The 22064-nt window shown below is 72.7% G+C and carries 22 protein-coding genes; 10 read left to right on the top strand and 12 right to left on the bottom strand.

Annotation, left to right across the window (positions count from 1 at the left end; translation table 11 throughout):
- Positions 1–33: 33 nt before the first annotated feature.
- The 4 genes from ACTWJ8_RS25715 to ACTWJ8_RS25700 form a co-directional block, all read right to left on the bottom strand.
- Positions 34–3414, bottom strand: coding sequence for an SAV_2336 N-terminal domain-related protein (locus tag ACTWJ8_RS25715; RefSeq protein WP_443260383.1), 3381 nt, complete (start codon positions 3412–3414; stop codon positions 34–36).
- A gap of 4 nt (positions 3415–3418) precedes the next feature.
- Positions 3419–4438 (bottom strand): AAA family ATPase, encoded by a 1020-nt coding sequence (locus tag ACTWJ8_RS25710; protein ID WP_356373999.1) that lies wholly within the window; start codon positions 4436–4438, stop codon positions 3419–3421.
- A 142-nt stretch (positions 4439–4580) separates the two neighbouring features.
- Complete coding sequence (locus tag ACTWJ8_RS25705) at positions 4581–6581, bottom strand: VMAP-C domain-containing protein (protein WP_356374000.1); 2001 nt, start codon at positions 6579–6581, stop codon at positions 4581–4583.
- 80 nt (positions 6582–6661) lie between these two features.
- Positions 6662–7132 carry a CU044_2847 family protein gene (locus tag ACTWJ8_RS25700; RefSeq protein WP_356374001.1) on the bottom strand — a complete coding sequence of 157 codons (471 nt, stop codon included), beginning with the start codon at positions 7130–7132 and terminating at the stop codon, positions 6662–6664.
- 193 nt (positions 7133–7325) lie between these two features.
- Between ACTWJ8_RS25700 and ACTWJ8_RS25695 the strand changes: the two genes are divergently transcribed.
- Positions 7326–7508 carry a DUF6104 family protein gene (locus tag ACTWJ8_RS25695; RefSeq protein ID WP_003961784.1) on the top strand — a complete coding sequence of 61 codons (183 nt, stop codon included), beginning with the start codon at positions 7326–7328 and terminating at the stop codon, positions 7506–7508.
- A gap of 12 nt (positions 7509–7520) precedes the next feature.
- On the opposite strand, the gene ACTWJ8_RS25690 is transcribed toward ACTWJ8_RS25695, so the two are convergent.
- Complete coding sequence (locus ACTWJ8_RS25690) at positions 7521–8345, bottom strand: hypothetical protein (protein ID WP_443260382.1); 825 nt, start codon at positions 8343–8345, stop codon at positions 7521–7523.
- 189 nt (positions 8346–8534) lie between these two features.
- On the opposite strand from ACTWJ8_RS25690, the gene ACTWJ8_RS25685 reads away from it, so the two are divergent.
- Positions 8535–9428: a DUF4097 family beta strand repeat-containing protein gene (locus ACTWJ8_RS25685; protein WP_443260381.1), complete on the top strand. Its 894-nt coding sequence runs from the start codon at positions 8535–8537 to the stop codon at positions 9426–9428.
- A 1-nt stretch (position 9429) separates the two neighbouring features.
- Positions 9430–10386 carry a helix-turn-helix transcriptional regulator gene (locus ACTWJ8_RS25680; RefSeq protein WP_443260380.1) on the top strand — a complete coding sequence of 319 codons (957 nt, stop codon included), beginning with the start codon at positions 9430–9432 and terminating at the stop codon, positions 10384–10386.
- On the opposite strand, the gene ACTWJ8_RS25675 is transcribed toward ACTWJ8_RS25680, so the two are convergent.
- The 4 genes from ACTWJ8_RS25675 to ACTWJ8_RS25660 form a co-directional block, all read right to left on the bottom strand.
- Positions 10383–10934 (bottom strand): Clp protease N-terminal domain-containing protein, encoded by a 552-nt coding sequence (locus ACTWJ8_RS25675; RefSeq protein ID WP_356374005.1) that lies wholly within the window; start codon positions 10932–10934, stop codon positions 10383–10385. The two genes, ACTWJ8_RS25680 and ACTWJ8_RS25675, sit on opposite strands and share 4 nt — an antisense overlap.
- Positions 10934–11143 carry a helix-turn-helix domain-containing protein gene (locus tag ACTWJ8_RS25670; RefSeq protein WP_443260379.1) on the bottom strand — a complete coding sequence of 70 codons (210 nt, stop codon included), beginning with the start codon at positions 11141–11143 and terminating at the stop codon, positions 10934–10936. Before ACTWJ8_RS25670 ends, ACTWJ8_RS25675 begins: the two co-directional genes overlap by 1 nt.
- A 128-nt stretch (positions 11144–11271) precedes the next feature.
- Positions 11272–12234 (bottom strand): zinc-binding dehydrogenase, encoded by a 963-nt coding sequence (locus ACTWJ8_RS25665; protein ID WP_356374007.1) that lies wholly within the window; start codon positions 12232–12234, stop codon positions 11272–11274.
- Between the two features lie 129 nt (positions 12235–12363).
- Positions 12364–13578, bottom strand: coding sequence for an NAD(P)-dependent malic enzyme (locus ACTWJ8_RS25660; protein WP_356374008.1), 1215 nt, complete (start codon positions 13576–13578; stop codon positions 12364–12366).
- Positions 13579–14153: 575 nt separating this feature from the next.
- Between ACTWJ8_RS25660 and ACTWJ8_RS25655 the strand changes: the two genes are divergently transcribed.
- The 3 genes from ACTWJ8_RS25655 to ACTWJ8_RS25645 all read left to right on the top strand — a co-directional run bounded on the left by ACTWJ8_RS25655 (position 14154) and on the right by ACTWJ8_RS25645 (position 16893).
- Positions 14154–15110 carry an ABC transporter substrate-binding protein gene (locus ACTWJ8_RS25655; protein ID WP_356374009.1) on the top strand — a complete coding sequence of 319 codons (957 nt, stop codon included), beginning with the start codon at positions 14154–14156 and terminating at the stop codon, positions 15108–15110.
- 71 nt (positions 15111–15181) lie between these two features.
- Positions 15182–16129, top strand: a complete 948-nt coding sequence (locus tag ACTWJ8_RS25650; RefSeq protein WP_443260378.1) for an amino acid ABC transporter permease — start codon at positions 15182–15184, stop codon at positions 16127–16129.
- 11 nt (positions 16130–16140) lie between these two features.
- Positions 16141–16893: an amino acid ABC transporter ATP-binding protein gene (locus ACTWJ8_RS25645; RefSeq protein ID WP_356375857.1), complete on the top strand. Its 753-nt coding sequence runs from the start codon at positions 16141–16143 to the stop codon at positions 16891–16893.
- 91 nt (positions 16894–16984) lie between these two features.
- Here ACTWJ8_RS25645 and ACTWJ8_RS25640 read toward each other — a convergent pair whose 3' ends face one another.
- Positions 16985–17755 carry a class I SAM-dependent methyltransferase gene (locus ACTWJ8_RS25640; RefSeq protein WP_443260377.1) on the bottom strand — a complete coding sequence of 257 codons (771 nt, stop codon included), beginning with the start codon at positions 17753–17755 and terminating at the stop codon, positions 16985–16987.
- Between the two features lie 84 nt (positions 17756–17839).
- Here ACTWJ8_RS25640 and ACTWJ8_RS25635 point away from each other — a divergent pair, with 84 nt between their 5' ends.
- On the top strand, positions 17840–18478 hold the full coding sequence (locus ACTWJ8_RS25635; protein WP_356374012.1) for a CGNR zinc finger domain-containing protein: 639 nt from the start codon (positions 17840–17842) through the stop codon (positions 18476–18478).
- On the opposite strand, the gene sodX is transcribed toward ACTWJ8_RS25635, so the two are convergent.
- A complete protein-coding gene (gene sodX, locus ACTWJ8_RS25630) occupies positions 18373–18825 on the bottom strand; it encodes a nickel-type superoxide dismutase maturation protease (RefSeq protein ID WP_356374013.1) in 453 nt (150 codons plus the stop codon). The two genes, ACTWJ8_RS25635 and sodX, sit on opposite strands and share 106 nt — an antisense overlap.
- Positions 18826–19016: 191 nt before the next feature.
- On the opposite strand from sodX, the gene sodN reads away from it, so the two are divergent.
- The 3 genes from sodN (at position 19017) to ACTWJ8_RS25615 (ending at position 21345) form a co-directional block, all read left to right on the top strand.
- Positions 19017–19412 (top strand): superoxide dismutase, Ni, encoded by a 396-nt coding sequence (sodN, locus tag ACTWJ8_RS25625; RefSeq protein WP_306323441.1) that lies wholly within the window; start codon positions 19017–19019, stop codon positions 19410–19412.
- A 164-nt stretch (positions 19413–19576) separates the two neighbouring features.
- Positions 19577–20413, top strand: a complete 837-nt coding sequence (locus ACTWJ8_RS25620; RefSeq protein WP_356375860.1) for a hypothetical protein — start codon at positions 19577–19579, stop codon at positions 20411–20413.
- A gap of 50 nt (positions 20414–20463) precedes the next feature.
- Positions 20464–21345, top strand: coding sequence for an NAD(P)-dependent oxidoreductase (locus ACTWJ8_RS25615; RefSeq protein WP_356374014.1), 882 nt, complete (start codon positions 20464–20466; stop codon positions 21343–21345).
- A 13-nt stretch (positions 21346–21358) separates the two neighbouring features.
- Here the strand turns inward: ACTWJ8_RS25615 and ACTWJ8_RS25610 are convergent, their stop codons facing one another.
- Positions 21359–21958, bottom strand: coding sequence for a GNAT family N-acetyltransferase (locus tag ACTWJ8_RS25610; protein WP_443260376.1), 600 nt, complete (start codon positions 21956–21958; stop codon positions 21359–21361).
- Positions 21959–22064 lie beyond the last annotated feature (106 nt).

Raw genomic sequence — 22064 nt, 5'->3', positions numbered from 1 at the left:
GACGTCCCCTCTCCCCCGGCCGAAGGTCCGGTGTCAGGCGAGCTCGGCGATGCGCAGTTCGGTCTGCCGGGCCGTCGGTCCGCTCCTGGTCACGTTGTCGTCGGGCAGCCGCGACCACTCGCGCCGCGCCGCCCGATAGGCCTCGCGCGCGGCGCGCGGGCGCGCCGCCGCTTCGTAGGACATACCCCGCAAGTGGTGTGCTTGCGCACCGAGGACGACGGCTTCCTGTCCCGCGCGCTCCGTGTCGGCCTCCCGCTCGGCGCCGCGGGCGGACTCGGCGGCGTAGCGGAACGCGTCGACGGCGTCGTCGAGGCGGGCCGGGCGGCCGAGGCTGCGGAACACCTCGTACTGCACCTGGCCGAGCTCCAGCCAGGCGCGCGCGGCCAGCAGGAAGGCGTCCGCCTCCGCCGCCGCGAGGCCCAGGAGGTGTTCGGCCTCGCGCAGGTCGACGCGGTCCCCCCGCGCGCGGTAGCGCAGCATGAGGGCGCGGCCGAGCAGCAGCAGCCGGTGGGCGAGCCGCGCGCTGCCCGCCGGGGTCTGGGCGCGGCAGTCCCGCAGCACGCGGACGGCCCGGGACAGGGCGTCCTGCTCGGCGGGCGTGGCCGGCGCGGCGCCCGCCCTGGCCAGCAGCACCTCGCCCCACTCGGCGAGCACGTCGGCGTGGGCCGCGGAGTCGCGCGGCATCCAGTGCGCGGCCTGCTCGAAGTGGCGGGCGGCGTCGAGGAGTTCGCGCGGGTCGCCGGTCTCGGCGTGCCGGGCGCGGGCGACGCGGGCGGCGCGCACCAGGACGGCGGCGCGCAGCCGCTGGTCACGGGCGGCGGCGAGGGCCTCGTCGACGCGGGCGGCCGCCTCGTCGAGGGCGTCGGCGGAGACGAGGAGGGCGTCCACGAGATCGAGCAGCACCCGTACGCGCGGCACGCCGCCCGGGTCCCGTGCCTCGCCGCCCAGGGCGGTGCGCAGCGAGGCGGCGGCCTGCTCGGCGTACTTGACGGCCTGCTCGCCGTCGGCCGAGGCCCCGGCGAGGCGGAGCAGGATCCGGCCGTGCGCGAGCGGGAGTTCGGGTGGGTGGCTGCGGTCCTGCCAGGTGTCGACGAACGCCTCCAGCATCCCGACGGCGCCCTGGAGGAGCGCGCTGTCGCCGCCGAGCCGCCACTGCGCCTCCAGGGCGCCGACGCGCTCCAGGGTGAGCCGCAGCGCCTCCTGCTCGGGCAGGTCGGGTGCCGAGCAGGCCACCGCGTACTCGCGGTCGGCCCTGCGCAGCAGTTCGAGCGCGCCGTTGCGGTCGCCGCGCCGCCTGCGGTCGGTGGCGGCGGTGGAGAGCACGCGCGCGAGGACGGCACGTTCGCGCAGCGCGTGCGGGTGGGCGGCGGCGCGCTCGGCGGCCTGTTCGGCCTCGCGCAGCAGCTCGGCTCCGCCCTGCACCTCCCACAGGCGCAGCACGCAGTGCGCGTACTCGGCCCACAGCTCGAAGTCCGGCTCCGCGGGCGGCTCGTGCTCGGTGGCGCCGCGCAGCAGCTGCACGGCGTCGATGAGGTCCTGCACCATGCGCTCGCCGTCGAAGCGGGCGGCGAGCGTGCGGGCGCGGGTGACGGCGGGGTGGGTGGGCGGCGCCTCCTGCGGCTCGTCGTGCCCCGGTCGCCCGTACAGCGCGAACTGTTCGGGCAGCGGCATGAAGCGCTCCAGGACGCGCGCGGCGACCTCGGCGAAGGGTTGCGGGACGAGGTCCTCCGCGCCGCGCTCGCCGTTGTCGCCGCCGACGGTGTGCGGCGGCCGGTAGCCGGTCCCCGCGGGGCGTCCGGCGCCGTCGGATCCGTCGGAGCCGTCGGTTCCGTCGCCGAGCTGGGCGAGCGCGAGGGCCGGGAAGTTCGGGCCGCCCTTGCCGAAGCGGGCCTCGATGTACTCGGAGCAGTGCTTGAGCACGAGCACGGCCTCGTCCCTGCCGAGCGGCCCCAGCAGCGACTCCTGCACGCCGGGCGCGAACTCGTACCACTGGACGCCGTCGCCGCCGTGGTCCTCCTTGGCGCGGGTGAGCAGTCCGCTGAGGAGCACCTCGGCGAGTTCGGAGGGGCCGGAGCCGGGCAGCATGGTGCGCTGCACGAGCTGCATCACGGGCAGGCAGAGCGGGGCCGCCGCGAGGAATCCGGCGAGCCGGCTCGCGTCCGGCGACGCGGTGGAGCGGAACCGGCTGACGAGTTCGAGGACGGACGGGCGGCGCGCCTCGCGGCCCGGCGACACACCCCGCTGGTCAGCGCGCACCCAGCCGACGGCCCCGGAGACCGGGCCCGCGCCCGACCCCGACAGGAGCCGCGCCCAGGCGCCGAGCGCGACCGGCTCCGGCGGCAGGACCGGCACCGGGAGGGCGCCCGAGCGGGCCTGCGGCGCGGGCCCCGCCGCCGTCCGTACGCGCAGGGCCGCGGCCCCGCCGAGGGCCTCGCCGCGGCTCAGCTCGCCGTACGAGACGGGGAGCCTGGTGCGGTTCCACATGCGCTGCGGCAGGGGCTGGAGGACGGCGACGGGGGCCTGCCGCGCCAAGTGGTGCAGGAGGCGGTGGGCCCGGCCGCTGCGCCACAGCGGTCCCGCGCAGTCGCTGACGAGGACGGTGATCTGGCGGCCCGACGGGTCGCTGAGCCGGTCGGTGGAGTGCAGGGGCGCGGCGTACAGCTCGGGGCTGCGGCTGACGGCGGCCTGCGCGTCGGGGCCCTCGTGCAGATGGCTGACCTGGATGTCGGAGAAGGCGCCCAACCGGCCGAAGACCTGCTCGAGTTCGACGAACATGCGGTCCCACACGCGCATCGACGAGGAGGCGTCCATCACGAGGTGCAGCCGCGCGTCGGCGCGGGTCACCGCGCGGAACACGGGCAGCACGAGACCGCCCGCGCGCGCGGTGCGCTCCGCCGTCGCCGTCTCGTCGAGCACCGAGCGCAGCGGCGGGGCGGCGCTGCGATATCCCTGCAACGGCCGCAGCGCGCGCTGGAGTTCGAGCGGGGCGGGGAACGCGGGGGCGGCGGGCACGCCGACCGGGAGCGGGGCGGTGCGGCCGCCTCCGCGCGCGGAGCCGCCGGTGCGCGGCACGGGGTACAGGGAGACGCGCCGGTCGCCCCCGCCGTCGTACACCTGCGGGGTCGGCCGCTCGGGCTCGGTCTCCTGGGGCAGGGGGCGCGGGGTGGCCGGCGTCCTGACGGGGCGCGGTCCGTCGTAGGAGGGCCGGGGGCCGGGGTCGGGCTCGGTGGGGGCCGCCACGCGCGCGGGGCGGGCGTGGCGGGCCAGCCACAGCGCGTCGCAGAGGCCTTCGGCGTCGGGGTCCAGGCCGATCTGCCGCAGCCTGGCGATGAGTTCGGCGACGGGGTCCCCGTCGTGGCGTCCGGGCTCCGAGGGCGAACCGGGACCCTGACGCGCGGTCGCGTCCGGAGTCACCGCTTCACCTCGGGCGGTCGAGTCGCTGGATCAGCAGGTCGGCGAAGGACTCGCGGCTGGTGGGGGCGGCCGCGTCGGTGAGGTAGATGGCGTTCAACAGCTGGTCGGTGGCGAGGAGTTCGCTGCGGGAGCGCTCCAGGAAGCGGTTGATCAGGTCGTCGCCCGCGCGGGCCGCCTCGTCGCCGAGGTGGGCGCGGACGAAGGTGGCGAGCCGGTTGTGGTCGGGCCTGCCGAGTTCGAGGTGGATGCAGCGGCGCATCAGGGGGGCGGGGAAGTCGCGCTCGCCGTTGCTGGTGAGGACGACGAACGGGAACGCGTTGCAGCGCACCCTGCCGTCGCGGACACGGACCTTCACGCCGTCCGCGGTGAGCACCTCGGCCTCTCCGTCGGGCAGCCGGTCGGCGACCCGCTCCAGCTCGGGTATCGCGAACTCGCCCTCCTCCAGGACGTTCAACAGGTCGTTCGGGAGGTCGATGTCGCTCTTGTCGAGCTCGTCGATGAGCAGCACGCGCGGCGTCGTGGAGGGCAGCAGCGCGGTGCCGAGCGGGCCGAGCCTGATGTAGCTCCCGATGCCCTCGACGGCCCCCGGCGTCCCCGCCGCCGCGCCGAACCCGCCCTGCGCGGCGATCTGCACGTCCTGGAGGCGGGCGATCGCGTCGTAGTGGTAGAGCCCGTCCTGGAGCGTGGACCGGCTGACGATGGACCACCGCAGTACGTTGCCGAGCCCCAGCTCGTACGCCACCGAGTGCGCGAGGGTGCTCTTGCCCGCGCCGGGGCTGCCCGTGACCAGCAGGGGGCGGCGCAGATACAGCGCCGCGTTGATCATCTCGAGCTCTTCGGCGCCGGGCCTGTGCAGCTCGGCCAGGTGCCGGTGCGCGCCGAGCCTGCGGTCCTCGGAGCCGTCCCCCGCGGCCGAGTCGCGCCCCGAGAAGTCGCGCCAGGGAGGCGGCGGTGGCAGGCGGTCGAGGCCCTCGTGGGGTTCGCCTGCGCCGCGGTAGATGAGCCACTCACTGGATTCGGTCATGATCCGGTCCTCGTCGTCACTCGTCCAGCAGGGCAGCCGAAGGGACGTGCCTCACGGTATCGATGGTTCGTGGTGCTGGTAAGGGCTCCGTGGCGAGCCGGCCCGAAGGTCTTCGCGGCGCGCCCGGAGGCGGTCGGTGGCGTCATGGCGCCTCCAGGAGTTCCCCGGAGCCCGGCAGGGGCTGGTTCGGGTCGTCGTAGAACAGCGCGATGCCGTCGGCCCAGTACGCCTCCGTGCGGCTCGCCAGGAGCTTTCTGCGCAACTCGTGGACGCGCTCGGGCAGATGGCGCGCCCCGCGCGCGTCGGCGACCGTGACGGCCGCGCCGCGGTGGAACTCCCCGCAGACCGCCGCCGACCGGGCCGGCCCGCGGCGCCACAGGGCGACCCCGAAGCCGCCCAGCAGTATCCGGGCCAGCGCCTCGGTGTCGTCCTCGTAGCGGTGCTCTCCGTAGCGGCACATCACTGGTACGGATCCGGGCGACAGATTGCGCAACTCGCCGCTCTCCGGCACCGGTTGCGGCACCCCGTCGTCGCAGTCGAGGATCTCGGCGCGGGCGCCGTGCGCGTGCAGCCAGCGCCAGCGGTCGGCGCGGTCCGCGTCCGACTCGGGCGAGGCCCAGTCCTCGAAGCCCGGCTCGGCGGGCAGCCGGTCACGGTCGCCGCAGCGCAGCACCAGGGGGCCGCGCACGCCGAGCGGCGGCTCGTCGGGGCGCAGCCGCCAGCCGTCCACCGGCAGGTCGAGGCGGGTGTGCGGGAGCACCACCTGGAGGAGCGCGGGCCGGCCCGGCTCGTCGCACTGCCGGAAGGCCTCCGCGAGGGGCGCGGCGATCCGCTCGGGCAGCTCGTCTGTCGGGGTGCGCTCGTCCTGCCGCACGCAGTCGCGGGCGCCGCCGGGACGCGTCACGTACACCTGCCAGTCCCAGTGGTCGCGCTCCCAGCCGCGCTCGACGAGTTCGAGGAGCGCGGCGGGGCGTGCCGAGCGGTCCGGTGCGGGCTCCGGGGGCATGCCGGGCGGCCTGCGCCGCCTGAGGCGCTCCACGCGCTGCTTCTCGATGCGGCGCCTGCGGCCCCCGTCGAGCCGCCCCTCTCCGGCCTGCCGCACCCACGCCCACAGGGACTCCTCCGCGTGCGCGGTGCCCGGTGTGACGAAGGGGCGGTCGGCGGACAGGACCCGCATCGCGTAGTCGAGCACGAGCCCGCGCACGCCCTCGTCGTGCGCGCCCTCGTACAGGGCGCCGAGCCCGTCCCGCCAGCCGCGCGGCGACGGCAGCGGGGCGCCGCCCTCGAACTCCGGGAGCGACTCCATGAGGTCGAGCAGGCCGCGCGTGCTGACCGGGGGCGGCAGGTCGGCGAGGCGGCCGAGCAGCTGGACGCGCTCCCCCGCCGTCAGCGTGCGCCCCGGCCGCGCGCCGAGCCGGCTCTGCACGTCGGCCCAGGTGTTGCGGTCCGGGTGGGACTGCCGCTGGCGGTCCCGGTGGTAGCGGTCGTGCGCGTGGCACACCGCCTGGTAGAGGTCGTCGTGCTCGGCGCGCACCGCCTGCCCGGGCACCGGCAGCGTGCGCAGCTGCTCGATCCCGATGGAGGTGCCGCCCCGCCCGTGGTCCGCGCGCGACTTCAGGACGCCGATGACCTCGCCGCGCACCGGGTCGACGACGGGGCCGCCCGAGATGCCGTACGGCAGGTCGTTGTCGCCGAGGCGCAGCTGCACGCCGGACGACCAGTCGCCGATGGTGCCCTTGACGGCGATCGGCCCGTCGAGACGGCACACCTGTCCGTCCACGACGGTCCAGCCGCCGTAGAAGACCTCCCCCTCGCTGTAGTACGCGGCGGGCCGCTCGGCTACGTAGACGCACTCGTGGTCCACCGGTTCGCGGAGCCGGACGAGGGCGAGGTCGGGGGCGGGCCATTTGCCGGGGACGACCCGGTCGACCTGCTCGGGGAGGGTGGCGACGACCTCCGCGGGGACCAGGGAAACGCCGCGGCCTGGACCGCTCTCGTAGGCCACCACCAGCTCGCCCCCTTCCCCGCCGCGCGCCACGTGTGCGCAGGTCAGCACCCAGTTCGGGGCGATGAAGAAGCCGCTCCCGACGAAGCTTCCCGGTTCGTCGGCTGCATACCCGGGCCCCGTGCGATGAATGCGCACGGTGGCCGCCATGACGAGTTCACGCAGAGCAAGGAGGGCCGCATCGCGTCGGCCCGATGCGCCCCCGTCGTGCCCGGGTGTCATGCCCCGGCCCCGGCGACCGTCGGATCGGCGCCGCCGTGCGCCGGGGCGCCGGGTGATGCGCGGGGTGCGGGCGGCGCGGTCGCCGCGGCGGCGGGCGGCTGCGGGTTCTCCAGGTCGGGCGGCCCTTCGTTCCAGGTCAGCGTGACCTTGATGCCCGCCTTGGCCTCGCCGTCCGCGAGCAGCCCCACGACCTTGCCCGCCTTGGCGGTCAGCTCGACGCCGAACTCGACGCTCACCTCGTCGGGGCGCACGGCGCGCAGGGGCCGCGCGAGGGAGCGCGCGACGCCCGTGACGAGCGCGTGCAGGCTCTCGACGCTCGCCTCCACGCGGTCCGTGAAGCCGGTGTCCGAGAACGACAACTCGCCGTCCCGTACGCCGAGTTCCTCCGCCGAGCCCGAGATCCTGGCCCACACCGGTGTGCCGTCCGGCAGCGCTATCCGCGCGACCCTTGTCTCTTCCTGCCCCATGCCGCTCCCCCGTTCCCCGTTCCCCCGTGACCTCCATGACGGGACAAGGGTCCTTCCCCGGTTCGCCGCGGGCTACCCCTCGGTCGGATCACGAGGCGGGCGGTCCCCATAGGCTTGACGGGCACACACGCTCGATGGGCACACACCAGGCACGCGCGCCCGCGCGGGCCCCGCACGCAGGAGAAACAGCCCCATGTACTTCACGGACCGCGGCATCGAAGAGCTGGAGAAGCGGCGCGGCGAGGAGGAGGTCACCTTCGAGTGGCTCGCCGAGCAGCTGCGGACGTTCGTCGACCTGAACCCGGACTTCGAGGTGCCGGTGGAGCGGCTCGCCACGTGGCTGGCGCGCCTGGACGACGAGGACGAGGACGAGTAGCCGCCCCTCGGGTCAGTCGCGGGCCGCGCGCAGCTTCTCGTACGCGAAGCCGAGCGCGCCGTGCAGCAGGAGCAGCGCGCCCGCCGTGGTCCAGCCGCCGCTGCGCCGCCGCAGGCCGTGCACGGTGAGCGGCACGCCCGCCGCGAGCTGGGCGGCGGCGAGCCAGCGGGCCCGCGGGCCGCGCAGCCACGCGCCGACGCTCGTGGCCTCGACGACGTCGAGCTCGGCGTGCACGGCGTCGCGCCAGCCCGACCATGTGATCTGCTCGGCGTCCGGCTGGATCCGGGCGACCTCGCGGAGCCGGTCGGCCGGTTCGCCGGGGGTGAGGCCCGTCGGCAGGACGAGTCCCGCGCGGGCGAGCACCGCGAGGAGGCCGAGCATGCGGGAGCGCGCGTCGGCCTCGCTGTCCGGCTTCGCGAGCGCTTCGAGCGCCTGAAGGTCGAGTACGGGGTCCAGGCCGAGGCGGGCGGCGAAGGTGCGCAGGGCCTCGCCCTCGCCGACGGGTGTGCCGTTCGCCAGCCACTCGTAGCCGACGGGGCGGCGGAAGCCGGAGGCCAGCGTGAATCCGCTGCGATCGGCGTCCCACCACAGGGCGAGCACGGGCCAGTTCGCGCCGACGGCGAGCGCGCCCGCCCAGCCGCCGAGCACCCGGTCCACGGGTTCGCCGCCGCCGTCCTCCAGGGACAGCCACGGCTTCGTCTCGGGTACGAGGACGCTCCACTCGGGGCCCGACCGGGTGAGCAGCATGCGCTCGTGCAGCAGCTGGGCGGCGGGTCCGACGACGGACGGTTCGGCGCGGCAGAGCAGCAGCGCACCGGCGGGTTCGAGGGACGACATGGCCCCACGCTAGGGCGAATCGGGGCGTTTGCGCAGCAAATGGACGACCGGGCGGGCGGCGGGGCGCGTCCGGACAGCGCCGGACGCGGAGTCCCGCGACAGTCTTGACTTTCCGGAACCGCGATATATCGTGTTTGACAGAGGACGCGATATGGCGCGTTCGCTCCCGGCCGTCGAGGAGGTCGCACCATGCCCGAGTGGTCCGTCGCGGAGCCGCAGAAACTCGTCTTCGACGAGCCGGTGTCGGCCCTGCAGGTACGCATCGTGAGCGGTGCGGTGAACGTGGTGGGCACGGCCGAGGGACAGGCCCGCCTGGAGGTCTCGGAGATCGAGGGTCCGCCGCTGCGCGTGACGCAGGAGGGCGGCACCCTCACCGTCGCGTACGACGACCTGCCCTGGAAGGGCTTCCTGAAGTGGCTCGACCGCAAGGGCTGGCACCGCAGCGCGGTCGTCTCGCTCGCGGTCCCCGCGGCCACCCGGGTCGAGGTCGGCGTGGTCGGCGCGGGCGCGGTGGTCTCGGGCACCGAGGGGCCGACGGAGGTGAAGGGCGTCACCGGCGACACGACACTCGTGGGCGTCACGGGGCCGGTGCGCACGAGCACGGTGTCGGGCGGCGTCGAGGCGCAGGCCGTGACCGGCGACCTCCGGTTCAACTCGGTGTCGGGCGACCTGACCGTCGTCGAGGGCTCCGGCTCCTTCGTGAAGGCGGACACGGTGAGCGGGTCGATGATCGTCGACCTCGACCCGGCGGGGCCCACGGACGTGAGCCTGACGAGCGTCTCCGGCGAGATCGCCATCCGCATCCCGCACCCGGCGGACACGGAGGTGGAGGCGAACACGGCGAGCGGAGCGGTGTCCAACGCGTTCGAGGACCTGCGGGTCTCCGGCGCCTGGGGCGCCCACAAGATCACCGGTAGGCTCGGCGCCGGCACCGGAAAGCTCAAGGCGACGACGGTCTCCGGATCGATCGCCCTGCTGCGCAGGCCCCCTTCGGAGGAGGCGCCGCAGCCACAGGACCCCGACGCCGCCCCGGAGCCGCAGGACGCAGGCCCCTCCGACACGTCCGACAAGAAGGTGCTCTGACATGCCCCCCGTCTTCGCCCACGGCCGTCTGCGCCTGTACCTGCTGAAGCTGCTCGACGAGGCGCCGCGCCACGGGTACGAGGTGATCCGTCTCCTGGAGGAGCGCTTCCAGGGCCTGTACGCCCCGTCGGCCGGCACGGTCTACCCGCGCCTCGCCAAGCTGGAGTCCGAGGGCCTGGTCACGCACACCACGGAGGGCGGCAGGAAGGTCTACGCGATCACCGACGCGGGCCGCGCCGAGCTGGCCGACCGCAGCGGGGAGCTGGCCGACCTCGAGCTGGAGATCCGGGAGTCCGTGGCCGAGCTGGCGGCGGAGATCAGGGACGACGTGCGGGGCGCCGCGGGCGAGTTGCGGCGCGAGGTGCGGGCGGCCGCGTCGCAGACCCGCGCGGGCGGCGGCACGGGCGACTTCACCGACAAGGAGGCGTGGCGCGCCACCAAGGAGGAGGTGCGGCGGGCCAAGCAGGAGTGGAAGGAGCAGGCACGGCGGGCGAAGGACGAGAGCCGCCGGGCCCGCGAGGAGGCGCAGCGGGCGCGCCGCCAGGCCAAGGAGTCGCAGGAGCAGGTGCGGGCGCAGGCGGCGGAGGACTTCCAGCGGATGGCCCGGCGCGTGCAGGAGCAGGTGCAGGACCACTTCACGCGGGGGGACTGGCCGACGGGGGTGCGGGAAGGCCTCACCGAACTGGCGAAGGAGTTCGGCGAGTTCGGCAAGTCCTGGGGCAAGCCGGAGCCGCAGTACCGGCAGCCGAGCGAGGACGTCGCGGCGGAGTACGTGCCGTCGTGGGCGTCGGAGGACACCACGGGTGACCCGGCGCGGGACCTCGACCGTCTCCTGGACCGCTTCCGCGACGACATCCGCGACGCGGCACGGGACGAGGGGGTGACGTCGACCCAGGTCTCGGAGATCCGCCGCCACCTGGCGCGCGCGGCGGCGGACATCGCGTCGAGCCTGCGTTAGGCCCCCGCCGCCTCCCCGTACAGCACGCGTTCCACGCCCGCGGCCGTCACCCCGTGTTCCGCCAGGACCTCGGAGACCGTGCCCGGGCGGGAGGCCAGGGCGAGGAGGAGGTGCTGATCGCCGATGGACCGGTCGCCGTGCGCGAGCGCGATCCGCAGCGACGACTCCAGCACCCCCTTCGCCTCCCGCGTGAACGGCCGATGCCCACCGACCCGCCGCCCACCGGTCAACGCCCCGACGCCGTGCGCCTCTTCGACCCGGGACACGACCTCCTCCACGTCGATACCGATGCCCGCGAGGGCCTCCGCATCGGCCCGGGAGAGCCCCGCCCTGCGCCGCGCACCCGCCAGCGCCGACCCCATCGACGTACACCGCTCCTCGGAGTCCGCTCCGAGCGCGCCGAGCGCGAACGCGCCGCGCGTGCCCCTTCCGTCGAGCAGCGCGAGCAACATGTGGCCCTCGTCGACCCGTTCCGCCCGCTCCCGCTCGGCGTGGACGACGGCCCCCTTCACCACGTCCCGGGCGCCCTTGCTGAACCGCTCGAACATCATCGCCTCCCGTACTTCTTGTGCACGGCCTGCCGGCTGATTCCCAGTTCGGCCGCGATCTCCTGCCACGACCAGTCCTGATTGCGCGCGCTGCGCACCTGTACCGCTTCCAGTTGCTCGAGGAGCCGCCGCAGCGCGGCGACCGCCCGCAGCCCAACCCGCGGATCGCGGGCCCCCGCCTGCTCGGCGAGATCCGTCGCATCGCTCATGGTGTCAATGTAGGTTGACAAGACGAGGGCGTCAACCAAAGTTGACGACAGTGGGCGGTGCGGCACGCGAAAAGGGGCGCCCCACAGGGCGCCCCTTTGCACTTCTCCAGTCGTTCCCTCCGACCGGGTCAGACCGTCAGCACGACCTTCCCGAACAGATCGCCGCCCGCCATCTTCTCGAAGCCCTCGCGGGCGCGATCCAGCGGCAGCGTCTCGTCGATCACCGGGCGCACACCCGTCGCGGCGCAGAAGGACAGCAGGTCCTCCAGTTCGTCCTTGGACCCCATGGTCGAGCCGACGACCTTGAGCTCCAGGAAGAAGATCCGGTTCAGCTCGGCGGCCGGCGGGTTCGGGCCGCTCGTCGCGCCCGAGATCACCAGGGTGCCGCCCGGCTTCAGCGACTTCACGGAGTGCGACCACGTCGCGGCGCCCACCGTCTCGATCACCGCGTCGACGCGCTCCGGCAGCCGCGCCCCGGTCTCGACGGCCTCGACCGCCCCCAGTTCGACGGCCCGCTTGCGCTTCGCCTCGTCGCGGCTGGTCGCGTAGACCCGCAGACCCGCGGCCTTGCCGAGCACGATCGCGGCCGTCGCGACGCCGCCGCCCGCACCCTGCACGAGGACCGAGTCACCCGGACGTACACCGGCGTTCGTGAAGAGCATCCGGTACGCGGTGAGCCATGCGGTCGGCAGGCAGGCGGCCTCGGCGAAGGACAGCTCCTTCGGCTTGCGCAGCACGTTCCACTCCGGGACGGTCACCTGCTCGGCGAAGGTGCCCTGGTACTTCTCGGTGAGGATCGAGCGCTTCTCGCGCGGCCCCACCCCGTAGCCGGTCTGGCCGATGACGGAGTGCAGGACGACCTCGTTGCCCTCGCTGTCGATCCCGGCGGCGTCGCAGCCGAGGATCATCGGCAGGGACTCCTCCCCGAGGCCGACCCCGCGCAGCGACCACAGGTCGTGGTGGTTGAGGGATGCGGCCTTGACGTTCACGGTGGTCCAGCCGGGCCGGTTCTCGGGGGCGGGCCGCTCCCCCAACTCCAGGCCGTTCAGCGGCTGATCACGGTCGATGCGGGCTGCGTAGGCGGCGAACATGACCTTGACGATAGGCGTCGCTCCCTGCCCGTGGAACCACCGTCACCTGTGACACACGTCCCGTAGCCACGGGCACGGAAAAGGCCCCGCCGAAACGGCGGGGCCTCCTCCGAACGCACGACGGACGCGTCAGCGGCGCGCCACACCCTCCGCACGGGCCGCGGCGGCGACCGCCGCGGTGACGGCCGGGGCCACCCGCTCGTCGAACGGCGACGGGATCACGTACTCGGCGGACAGCTCGTCGCCGACCACCGCGGCCAGCGCCTCGGCGGCCGCGATCTTCATCGTCTCCGTGATCCGGGAGGCCCGGACCTGGAGCGCGCCGGCGAAGATGCCGGGGAACGCGAGCACGTTGTTGATCTGGTTCGGGAAGTCCGAACGCCCGGTCGCCACGACGGCCGCGTACTTGTGCGCGATGTCGGGGTGCACCTCGGGGTTCGGGTTGGCCATCGCGAACACGAAGGCACCCGGCGCCATGGAGGCGACCGCGGGCTCGGGGACCGTACCGCCGGAGACGCCGATGTAGACGTCGGCGCCGGCCAGCGCGTCCTCGAGGGAGCCGGACAGGCCCGCCTTGTTGGTCAGCTCGGCCAGCTCGCGCTTGACCGGCGTGAGGTCCTCGCGGTCCCGGCTGACGATGCCCTTGCGGTCGGTGACCGCGACGTCGCCGAGACCCGCCTCGAGGAGGAACTTCGCGATCGCGACGCCCGCCGCACCGGCGCCGGAGATCACGGCGCGCAGGTCGCCGAGGGCGCGCCCGCTGAGCCGCGCCGCGTTCTTCAGGGCGGCCAGCGTCACGACGGCGGTGCCGTGCTGGTCGTCGTGGAAGACCGGGATGTCGAGGCGCTCCTGGAGCTTGCGCTCGATCTCGAAGCAGCGCGGGGCCGAGATGTCCTCGAGGTTCACGCCGCCGAAGGACGGGGCGAGCCGCACGACGGTGTCGACGATCTCGTCGACGTCGTTCGTCGAGAGCGCGAGCGGCACCGCGTCCACGCCGCCGAACTGCTTGAAGAGAATGGCCTTGCCCTCCATCACGGGGAGGGAGGCCTCGGGACCGATGTCACCGAGTCCGAGGACGGCCGAGCCGTCCGTCACGACAGCCACGACGCTCGACTTCCACGTGTAGTCGTGGACGAGCTCCGGCTGCTCGGCGATCGCGCTGCACACCTTCGCGACGCCGGGCGTGTACGCCAGGGACAGGTCGTCCTTGTCGCGGACCGGCACGGTGGCCTGCACGGCCATCTTGCCGCCACGATGCAGCGCGAAGGCCGGATCGAAGGGCTCGTCGGAGCCCTCGTTGCCGGTACTCGCGTCGCTGCGAGGGTTGACGATCTCCGCTGCCACTTTTCTGACCCCTTAAGTCATTTTGCACAGGTTGAGGGTGGGTCCGTCCCTGATTGAGGAACGGGCGGGCACCGCGCAGACACCGGACGGTCCCGTTGCGGACCGGCCTGGAGGCACCTGCGCGACGGGCGCGCCGCACGCGCGCCCTGAGCCCCGGATGAGGGGTGTAAGGATCCTTCTTACCTGACGGGCGGTGTCGGCGACGAGCCCACCCGTGATCGATCACGCCCCGATCACGCCCCGGTGACATGACTCATAGCCGAATATGTGGACAAGTCCACAAGTCGACCGCTCAGAACGAGGGAAGTCCGCCCGAATGGTGAGACAGCGGACGGTCGGCCGGAGATTCTTCGGCCGCGGGACGGAATCCCCGCAGAAGGTGTGGCCCCATGCACCGTGATGTACCGGGCTGTTGGCGTTCTTGGGTCACCCGTTATCCGATTTTGACATGGCTGACCTCCTGATCCGGCCAGTCCGAATGGCAAGATGCCTCATCACACGAGGTCGCGACACCCGAAGGTGTGTGCCAAGGCGACCAGCACGGCAACTCCCACACCCGGCCGGAGGAACCAACCATGACCGCAAGCACCACCCAGCGCCCCACCGCGAAGTCCGCGAAGTCCCGGATAGCAGCGGTCGGCGCCATCGCGGTCGCCGGCACGCTGCTGCTGACCGGCTGCGGTGACCAGACGAAGTCCGACGGCGGCTCCAAGACCTCCAAGTCCGCCCCGCTCGCGGACAAGCTCCCCAAGGAGATCCGCGACAAGGGTGTCGTCCGGGTCGGTTCGGACATCGCGTACGCGCCCGTCGAGTTCAAGGACAAGTCCGGCAAGGCGATCGGTATCGACCCCGACCTCGCGAAGGCGATGGGCAAGCAGCTCGGCGTGGACTTCCAGTTCCAGAACGCCACGTTCGACACCCTGGTCACCGGCCTGAAGTCGAACCGCTACGACATCGCCATGTCGGCCATGACCGACACCAAGGACCGGCAGAACGGCATCGACTCCGACACCGGCAAGAAGGTCGGCGACGGCGTCGACTTCGTCGACTACTTCAACGCCGGCGTCTCGATCTACACCCCGAAGGGCAAGACCCAGGGCATCAAGACCTGGGACGACCTCTGCGGCAAGAAGATCGTCGTGCAGCGCGGCACGGTCTCCCACGACCTCGCGAAGTCGCAGGCCAAGAAGTGCCCCTCCGGCAAGAAGCTCGGCATCCAGTCCTTCGACGACGACCAGCAGGCCCAGACCCGCCTGCGCTCCGGCGGCGCGGACGCCGGCTCCTCCGACTTCCCGGTCGCCGCGTACGCGGTGAAGACCTCGGGCGGCGGCAAGGACTTCCAGCTCGTCGGCGACCAGGTCGAGGCCGCCCCGTACGGCATCGCGGTCTCCAAGGACCAGAAGCAGCTGCGGGACGCGATCAAGGCCGCGCTCGACGCGATCATCAAGAACGGCGAGTACGACAAGGTCATCGCCAAGTGGGGCGTCGAGGCGGGTGCCGTGAAGTCGGCGACCCTCAACGGCGGCAAGTGACCGCGCGTTCCACGTCATTGACCGCGCGGCACACGTCATGGACGTCCGCGACGTCGTGAAAGGCAACATCCGTGTCTGTTGACATAGACAAGACGGGCGGCGGCCCCCAGGACACGCCGCCGCCCGCGGCCCGCCCGGAAGCCATCAAGGCCATCCCGGTGCGGCACTACGGGCGGTATCTCTCGGCGTTCATCGCCGTCGCCGTTCTGGCCCTCATCGTGTACGCCTTCGGCCAGGGCAAGATCAACTGGGGCACCGTCCCGGACTTCTTCTTCGACGACCGGATCATCACCGGCGCGTTGAAGACCCTGCTGCTCACCGTCCTCGCGATGGTGATCGGCATCGTCGGCGGCATCCTGCTCGCCGTCATGCGGCTGTCGAAGAACCCGGTGACCAGCTCCATCGCCTGGTTCTACATCTGGTTCTTCCGCGGCACCCCGGTCCTGGTGCAGCTGTTCATCTGGTTCAACCTGGGCCTGGTCTTCGAGTACATCAACCTCGGGCCGATCTACAAGGACTACTGGTCGTCCTTCATGACGCCGTTCCTGACGGCGCTGCTCGGCTTCGGTCTCAACGAGGCCGCGTACATGGCGGAGATCTGCCGCGCCGGTCTCCAGTCGGTCGACGAGGGTCAGACCGAGGCCTCGCACGCGCTCGGCATGAGCCACGGCAAGACGTTGCGCCGCGTGATCATCCCGCAGGCGATGCGCGTCATCGTGCCGCCGACGGGCAACGAAGTCATCAACATGCTGAAGACGACGTCGCTGGTGTCGATGGTGCAGTTCGTGGAGCTGTTCCGGGCCGCTCAGGACATCGGCCAGCAGTCCGGCTCGCCGGTGGAGCTCTACTTCCTCGCCGCCGCCTGGTACCTGATCATGACTTCGATCCTCAGCGTCGGCCAGTACTACATCGAGCGGCACTACGCCCGCGGCACGAGCCGCCAACTGGCGCCCACGCCCTGGCAGAAGGTCCGCGGAAGCCTGTTCTCCCTGGGCCGCCCGAACGGAGGCATGGCATGACCGGCACCGTCATGGTCAAGGCCGAACAGGTCCACAAGTCCTTCGGCCACGTAGAGGTCCTCAAGGGCATCGACCTGGAGGTCAAGCAGGGCGAGGTGTTCTGCCTCATCGGCCCCTCCGGCTCCGGAAAGTCGACGTTCCTGCGCTGCATCAACCACCTGGAGAAGATCAACGCCGGTCGGCTCTACGTCGACGGCAGCCTGGTCGGCTACCGGCAGCAGGGCGACAAGCTGTACGAGCTGCGGGACCGGGAGGTCGCGCTCCAGCGCCGCGACATCGGCATGGTCTTCCAGCGCTTCAACCTGTTCCCGCACATGACGGCACTCGAGAACGTCATGGAGGCGCCGGTCCAGGTCAAGAAGCAGTCGAAGGCCGAGGCCCGCAAGCGGGCCCAGGAGCTGCTCGACCGCGTCGGCCTCGCCGACAAGTCGGGCAACTACCCCTCGCAGCTCTCCGGCGGCCAGCAGCAGCGCGTCGCCATCGCCCGCGCGCTGGCGATGGAGCCGAAGCTGATGCTGTTCGACGAGCCGACGTCGGCGCTCGACCCCGAGCTGGTCGGCGAGGTCCTCGACGTCATGCGGGACCTGGCGGAGACCGGCATGACGATGATCGTCGTCACGCACGAGATGGGCTTCGCCCGCGAGGTCGGCGACAGCCTGGTCTTCATGGACGACGGGGTGGTGGTCGAGGCCGGCGACCCGCGCGAGGTCCTGACCAACCCGCAGCAGGAACGCACCCAGTCGTTCCTGTCGAAGGTCCTGTAAGCACGTCGCGCAGTACGGAGAGCCCCTGCGGCGATCGAGCGGCGGGGTCCGGGGCAGCGCCCCGCGACCACGCCGCCGTCGCCGCGGGGGCTTACTTCACGCCCAGGACCGTCGCATCGGACGGCGAGGCCCACACGACCCGTGCCTCCCCGAAGCCACCCGCGCGGAGCGCCTCCGCGTGCCAGGCCGCCGACGGCGTGTCCCCGTCCGCGTGCTCCCCGTAGATCTCGAACCGCTCGGCGGTCGGCCCGGCCAGCGCCGGATCCGCGGCGGCCAGCTGCCACCACTGCGCCCAGTCCACCGCGCCGGAGGCCTTCGCCTCGGCCATCCGTGCGTGCCGCAGCTCCCGCTCCGCGGCGTTGATCCGCGGCGTCGTCCGGTCGATCATGTGGTCCGCGTTCATGAAGACGCCGCCGTCGCGCACGAGCCCGGCGACCTGACCGTAGAGCGTCGCGAGGGGTTCGGAGTGCAGCCAGTGCAGCGCGGTGGCGGTGAGCACGGCGTCGTACGAGTCGTGCGGCAGCGCCTTCGTCCAGTGCGGGTCCTTGAGGTCGGCGGTCACGAACGTCGCCCGCTCGTCCCCCTCGAACGTGCCGCGCGCGATGGCGAGCAGCGCCGGATCGAGGTCGACGCCGACGCTCGTGGCGCCCGGAAAGCGCCGCAGCAGCCGGTCGGTGATGCTCCCGGTGCCGCAGGCGAGGTCGAGCACGCGGGGCGCGGACCCGACGAACGCCTCGACCATGTCGAGCATGACCCGGAACCGCTCCTCGCGGTCCGGCATGAAGTACTCCTGCTGCCGGTCCCAGCTCTCCTGCCAGGCCCGCCAGTCGGTGGTACGAGTGGTGGCGGCGGTCTCGGACATGAACCCTCCCGTAATACCCTTAAGGCACGAGCGAGTATTACCCTCGCCCGACACGACGATAGAGCGCCCCGGTAAGGACTACAAGTGGAACTGGCCTATTACTCGGACTACGCCGTGCGCCTCGTCAACACCGAGGAGCCGGCGCGCGGCAAGGACACCCTGACGTCGGTGGAGGCGGTGCGGGACCTCTTCGGCGCCAGCAAGGACGCGGCCCGCCGCGCCACCGACGCCGACGTGACGCGCTTCAGGGGCGTACGGGGGCGGCTGCGCGCCGTGTTCGAGGCCGCGGACTCCGGCGACGAGGAGCTGGCGGTGAACCTGCTGAACTCGCTGCTCCTGGAGTTCCCGGTGAGCCCGCAGATCTCCGGGCACAACCACCGCGACGACGACGGCCGCCCGCTGTGGCACCTGCACCTGTCCGACCACCCGTCGAACGCGACGGCGGGCTACGCCGCGATCGCCGCGATGGGTCTCGCCTTCCATCTCACCGAGTACGGCGTCGACCGCCTCGGCGTCTGCGAGGCGCTGCCCTGCCGCAACGCGTACCTGGACACCTCCACCAACCGCTCCCGGCGCTACTGCTCCGACCGCTGCGCGACCCGCGCCAACGTCGCGGCCTACCGCGCCCGCAAGCGCCTGGAGGCGGACCGGCCCGAGCGGTCCGAGAGCACGGGACGCACCGCGGAGAACACCCAGGACAGCACGGCCGTCACCGAGCGCTGACACTCGCCCTCGACCCACGGCTTGCGGCGCCGCAGCCGGCCGCGCACCTTCGCGAGCACCAGCTCGTCGGGCACCACCCCGTACACCGTGCTGTCGCCGCCGGCGCCCGGGTTGTCGCCGAGCACCCACCAGCCGCCCTCGCGGCGCTCGGCGATCCGCTTCACCACCAGCAGATCCTGCTGGAAGGGATGGCGCAACACGATCACGTCGCCCGCCCGCACCCGCGCGCCGTGCTGCACCAGCATCCAGTCACCGGGATACAGCGTGGGGACCATCGAAGGGCCCTCCACCTCAATGATCTGAAACGGCACCTTCGCCTCGCGCATCTCCTCGATCGCCTCGGGCATCAGACAACCTCCCCGGTTCCCACCGCTGCTCCCGCCGACCCGTCGGCCCGGTGCCTTGACGGTTCCATCCTCCACCAGTCCCAGTCTTGCCCCGGACTTTTGTCCTAAGCCGCCGGGGGCACCCGAGAAAAGCCGTTCCTCACGGAGTAATGTCGCACCCGAGAAGACGATCACGAGGAAGGAACAGCTCCATGCTTTCCCGCCTGTTCGCCCCCAAGGTGAAGGCCAGCGCTCACTGCGACCTCCCCTGCGGCGTGTACGACCCGGCCCAGGCCCGCATCGAGGCCGAGTCGGTCAAGGCCGTCCAGGAGAAGATGGCCGGCAACGACGACCCGCAGTTCCAGACGCGTGCCATCGGCATCAAGGAGCAGCGCGCCGAGCTCGCCAAGCACCACGTCTCGGTGCTCTGGAGCGACTACTTCAAGCCCCCGCACTTCGAGAAGTACCCGGAGCTGCACCAGCTGGTCAACGACACCCTGAAGGCCCTCTCGGCCGCCAAGGGCTCGTCCGACCCGGCCACGGGCCAGAAGGCGCTGGACTACATCGCCCAGATCGACAAGATCTTCTGGGAGACCAAGAAGGCCTGACCCAGGCCCTGTTCACACCGACGACCGGCGGGCGGTGCACCCCCGCGGGTCCGTGAACCTCTGAAGGGGCCCGGCCGAACGGCACTGCCGCTCGGCCGGGCCCCTTCGGCATCCCCCGCACCTCCTCCGCTCCCCCGCGTCACCCTTTGGCACCATCAGGAGTCATTTCCTTGTCACCGCGTCCCCGCGTCCTCTACGTCACCGATCTCGCGTACCCCGCCAAGGGGCGCCGGTACTGCGACGAGGACATCCACCTCACGTCCCGGCTGCGATCCTCCTTCGACCTCGCCCTGTGCCATCCGCTGGACGCCGCCGCGCTCATGGACGGCTTCGACGCCGTCGTGGTCCGCAACAGCGGCCCGGTGCTCGGCTACCAGGAGGCGTACGAGGCGTTCCGCGCGCGGGCCCTGGAGCGCGGCACGAACGTCTACAACCCGCTGACCGGGCGCGCCGACATGGCGGGCAAGCAGTACCTGCTCGATCTGACCGAGGCCGGATACCCGGTGATCCCGACGGTCGACCGGGCCGCCGACCTCGACCGGCTGCCGGGGGCCGACACGTACGTGGCGAAGCCGAAGCTGGGCGCCGACTCGGTGGGCCTGCGCTTCGTCCCGGCCGCCGAGCTGCCCGGACTCCCGTTCGGCGACGGCGGCCTCCTGGTGCAGCCGCGCATCGACTTCCAGTACGAGGTCTCGTTCTACTTCGTCGACGACCAGCTGATGTACGCCCTGTACGCGCCCGATCCCGCGCGCCGCTGGGAGCTGCGGCCGTACGAACCGACGCCCGCCGACCGCGCGTTCGCCCGCTCCTTCGTCGAGTGGAACACGCTGCCGCACGGCATCCAGCGGGTCGACGCCTGCCGCACCCCGGAGGGCGAGCTGCTCCTCGTGGAGCTGGAGGACCTCAATCCGTATCTCTCGCTCGACCTGGTGGACGAGGCGACGCGGGAGGCATTCGTGACCGCGATGGCCGCCTCGGTACGCGCCGGCATCCCGGGCTAGCGTCTGAGGGGACACCGCAGGAGGACACCGCCCACGCAGGGAGTTCGCTCATGAGCACCACCGACCCGTCCGCCCGCCCCGTCGTCGCCGTGCTCGGCACCGGGACGATCGGCGCGCCGATCACCCGCAATCTGGCCCGCGCCGGGTTCACCGTCCGGGCCTGGAACCGGACCCGCGCGAAGGCCGAGCCGCTGGCCGCCGACGGGGTCGCGGTCGCGGACAGCGCGTCCGACGCGGTCAGGGACGCCGATGTCGTCGTGACCGTCCTGACCGACGGGCCGCGCACCCTCGACGTCGTACGGGACGCGATGCCGAAGCCGGGCACGGTGTGGGTGCAGGCCGGGACCGTGGGCGAGGACATCGACGAGCTCGCCGAGTACGCGGCCAGGGCCGGGCTCCTCATGGTCGACGCGCCTGTCCTCGGCACCCGGGAGCCCGCCGAGCAGGGCAAGCTGATCGTGCTCGCGGCCGGCGCGGAGAACACGCGGGAGACCGTCCAGCCGCTCTTCGACGCCATCGGCTCCCGCACGAAGTGGGTCGGCGACGGCATGCCGGGCGCGGCAAGCCGCCTCAAGCTCGCCCTCAACTCCTGGGTCATCACCCTGACGACGGGCGTCGGCGAGGCGCTCGCCCTGGCGCGCGGGCTCGGCGTGGAGGCGGCCGACCTCGTCGACGCCATCACCGGCGGTCCGCTGGACAGCGGGTACTTCCAGAACAAGTCCGCCGCCCTCATCGGCGGCGACCTCACGCCCAGCTTCTCCGTGGACAACGCGGCGAAGGACGCGCGCCTCGTGCTCGAGGCCGCCGAGCGCGCGGGCGTCCGCGTCGACGCGGTGGCGGCGGGCCGCGACCGCTTGCGCCGCGCCTCCGAGCAGGGGCACGGCGCGGAGGACATGGCGGCGGCCTACTTCGCGAGCTTCCCCGACGCCTGACCTCCGGGCCCGCTCAACCGGACTGCGGCTCCCGCCACATGGGCCACATCGACGGCCCGCCCGGCAGGTCGATCGCCGTGCCGGTGAATACGAAACCGAGCCGCTCGTACAGCTCGCGGCTGCGCCGGTTGCTGGCCTCCAGGTAGGCCGGCAGCCCCTCGCGGTCGCAGCGCTCGAGCACCGGCGCCATCAGCTCGGTCCCCAGGCCCTGGCCCTGCCGCCCGGGCGTCACGCCGATCATCCACAGGTAGGCGTGCGCCCGGCCCGTGGGGTGCGCCTGCGACGTCCACCGCGCGATCTGCTCCACCCGTACGTTCTCGGGGTCGACGGCCGCCCGCACCTGCGCCGGCACGTCCTCCTCGCCCTCGTCCTCCGGCTCGGCCGGCACGTCCATCCACAGCGCGACCGCCGAACCGTCCTCGGCGAGGTCCACGAACCCCTCGGCCAGCGTCGCGTCGGTGAACACTCCCATGAGCCCGGAGTGCCGCTCCCGCCGCTGCCGCTCCCCCGGAAACACCCAGCAGCTCACGGGATCCGCCACGAACGCCTCGTCCAGCACCCGCACGACAAGATCCCGATCGCCGTCGACGGCGCGCCTGATCGCCACACCCATCCCCGCTCCCCTCACCCAACAAGCTGTCCCTGCACGGCCGTTGGCAGCCTAGGCGATCACGTGCGGGAGCGCGGGGCGGGCCCCGGGGAGCCGTGGACCATCACGG

Source organism: Streptomyces sp. SDT5-1 (assembly GCF_052245995.1).
In the GTDB taxonomy this organism is placed as follows: Bacteria; Actinomycetota; Actinomycetes; order Streptomycetales; family Streptomycetaceae; genus Streptomyces.
This window is presented reverse-complemented; position numbering and strand designations above follow the sequence as displayed.

Coding starts and splice junctions, on each gene's coding strand:
- ACTWJ8_RS25710 (WP_356373999.1), bottom strand. CDS start 4,438: ATGACCGAATCCAGTGAGTGGCTCATCTACCGCGGCGCAGGCGAACCC.
- ACTWJ8_RS25700 (WP_356374001.1), bottom strand. CDS start 7,132: ATGGGGCAGGAAGAGACAAGGGTCGCGCGGATAGCGCTGCCGGACGGC.
- ACTWJ8_RS25695 (WP_003961784.1), top strand. CDS start 7,326: ATGTACTTCACGGACCGCGGCATCGAAGAGCTGGAGAAGCGGCGCGGC.
- ACTWJ8_RS25690 (WP_443260382.1), bottom strand. CDS start 8,345: ATGTCGTCCCTCGAACCCGCCGGTGCGCTGCTGCTCTGCCGCGCCGAA.
- ACTWJ8_RS25685 (WP_443260381.1), top strand. CDS start 8,535: ATGCCCGAGTGGTCCGTCGCGGAGCCGCAGAAACTCGTCTTCGACGAG.
- ACTWJ8_RS25680 (WP_443260380.1), top strand. CDS start 9,430: ATGCCCCCCGTCTTCGCCCACGGCCGTCTGCGCCTGTACCTGCTGAAG.
- ACTWJ8_RS25675 (WP_356374005.1), bottom strand. CDS start 10,934: ATGTTCGAGCGGTTCAGCAAGGGCGCCCGGGACGTGGTGAAGGGGGCC.
- ACTWJ8_RS25670 (WP_443260379.1), bottom strand. CDS start 11,143: ATGAGCGATGCGACGGATCTCGCCGAGCAGGCGGGGGCCCGCGATCCG.
- ACTWJ8_RS25665 (WP_356374007.1), bottom strand. CDS start 12,234: ATGTTCGCCGCCTACGCAGCCCGCATCGACCGTGATCAGCCGCTGAAC.
- ACTWJ8_RS25655 (WP_356374009.1), top strand. CDS start 14,154: ATGACCGCAAGCACCACCCAGCGCCCCACCGCGAAGTCCGCGAAGTCC.
- ACTWJ8_RS25645 (WP_356375857.1), top strand. CDS start 16,141: ATGGTCAAGGCCGAACAGGTCCACAAGTCCTTCGGCCACGTAGAGGTC.
- ACTWJ8_RS25640 (WP_443260377.1), bottom strand. CDS start 17,755: ATGTCCGAGACCGCCGCCACCACTCGTACCACCGACTGGCGGGCCTGG.
- sodX (WP_356374013.1), bottom strand. CDS start 18,825: ATGCCCGAGGCGATCGAGGAGATGCGCGAGGCGAAGGTGCCGTTTCAG.
- sodN (WP_306323441.1), top strand. CDS start 19,017: ATGCTTTCCCGCCTGTTCGCCCCCAAGGTGAAGGCCAGCGCTCACTGC.
- ACTWJ8_RS25615 (WP_356374014.1), top strand. CDS start 20,464: ATGAGCACCACCGACCCGTCCGCCCGCCCCGTCGTCGCCGTGCTCGGC.
- ACTWJ8_RS25610 (WP_443260376.1), bottom strand. CDS start 21,958: ATGGGTGTGGCGATCAGGCGCGCCGTCGACGGCGATCGGGATCTTGTC.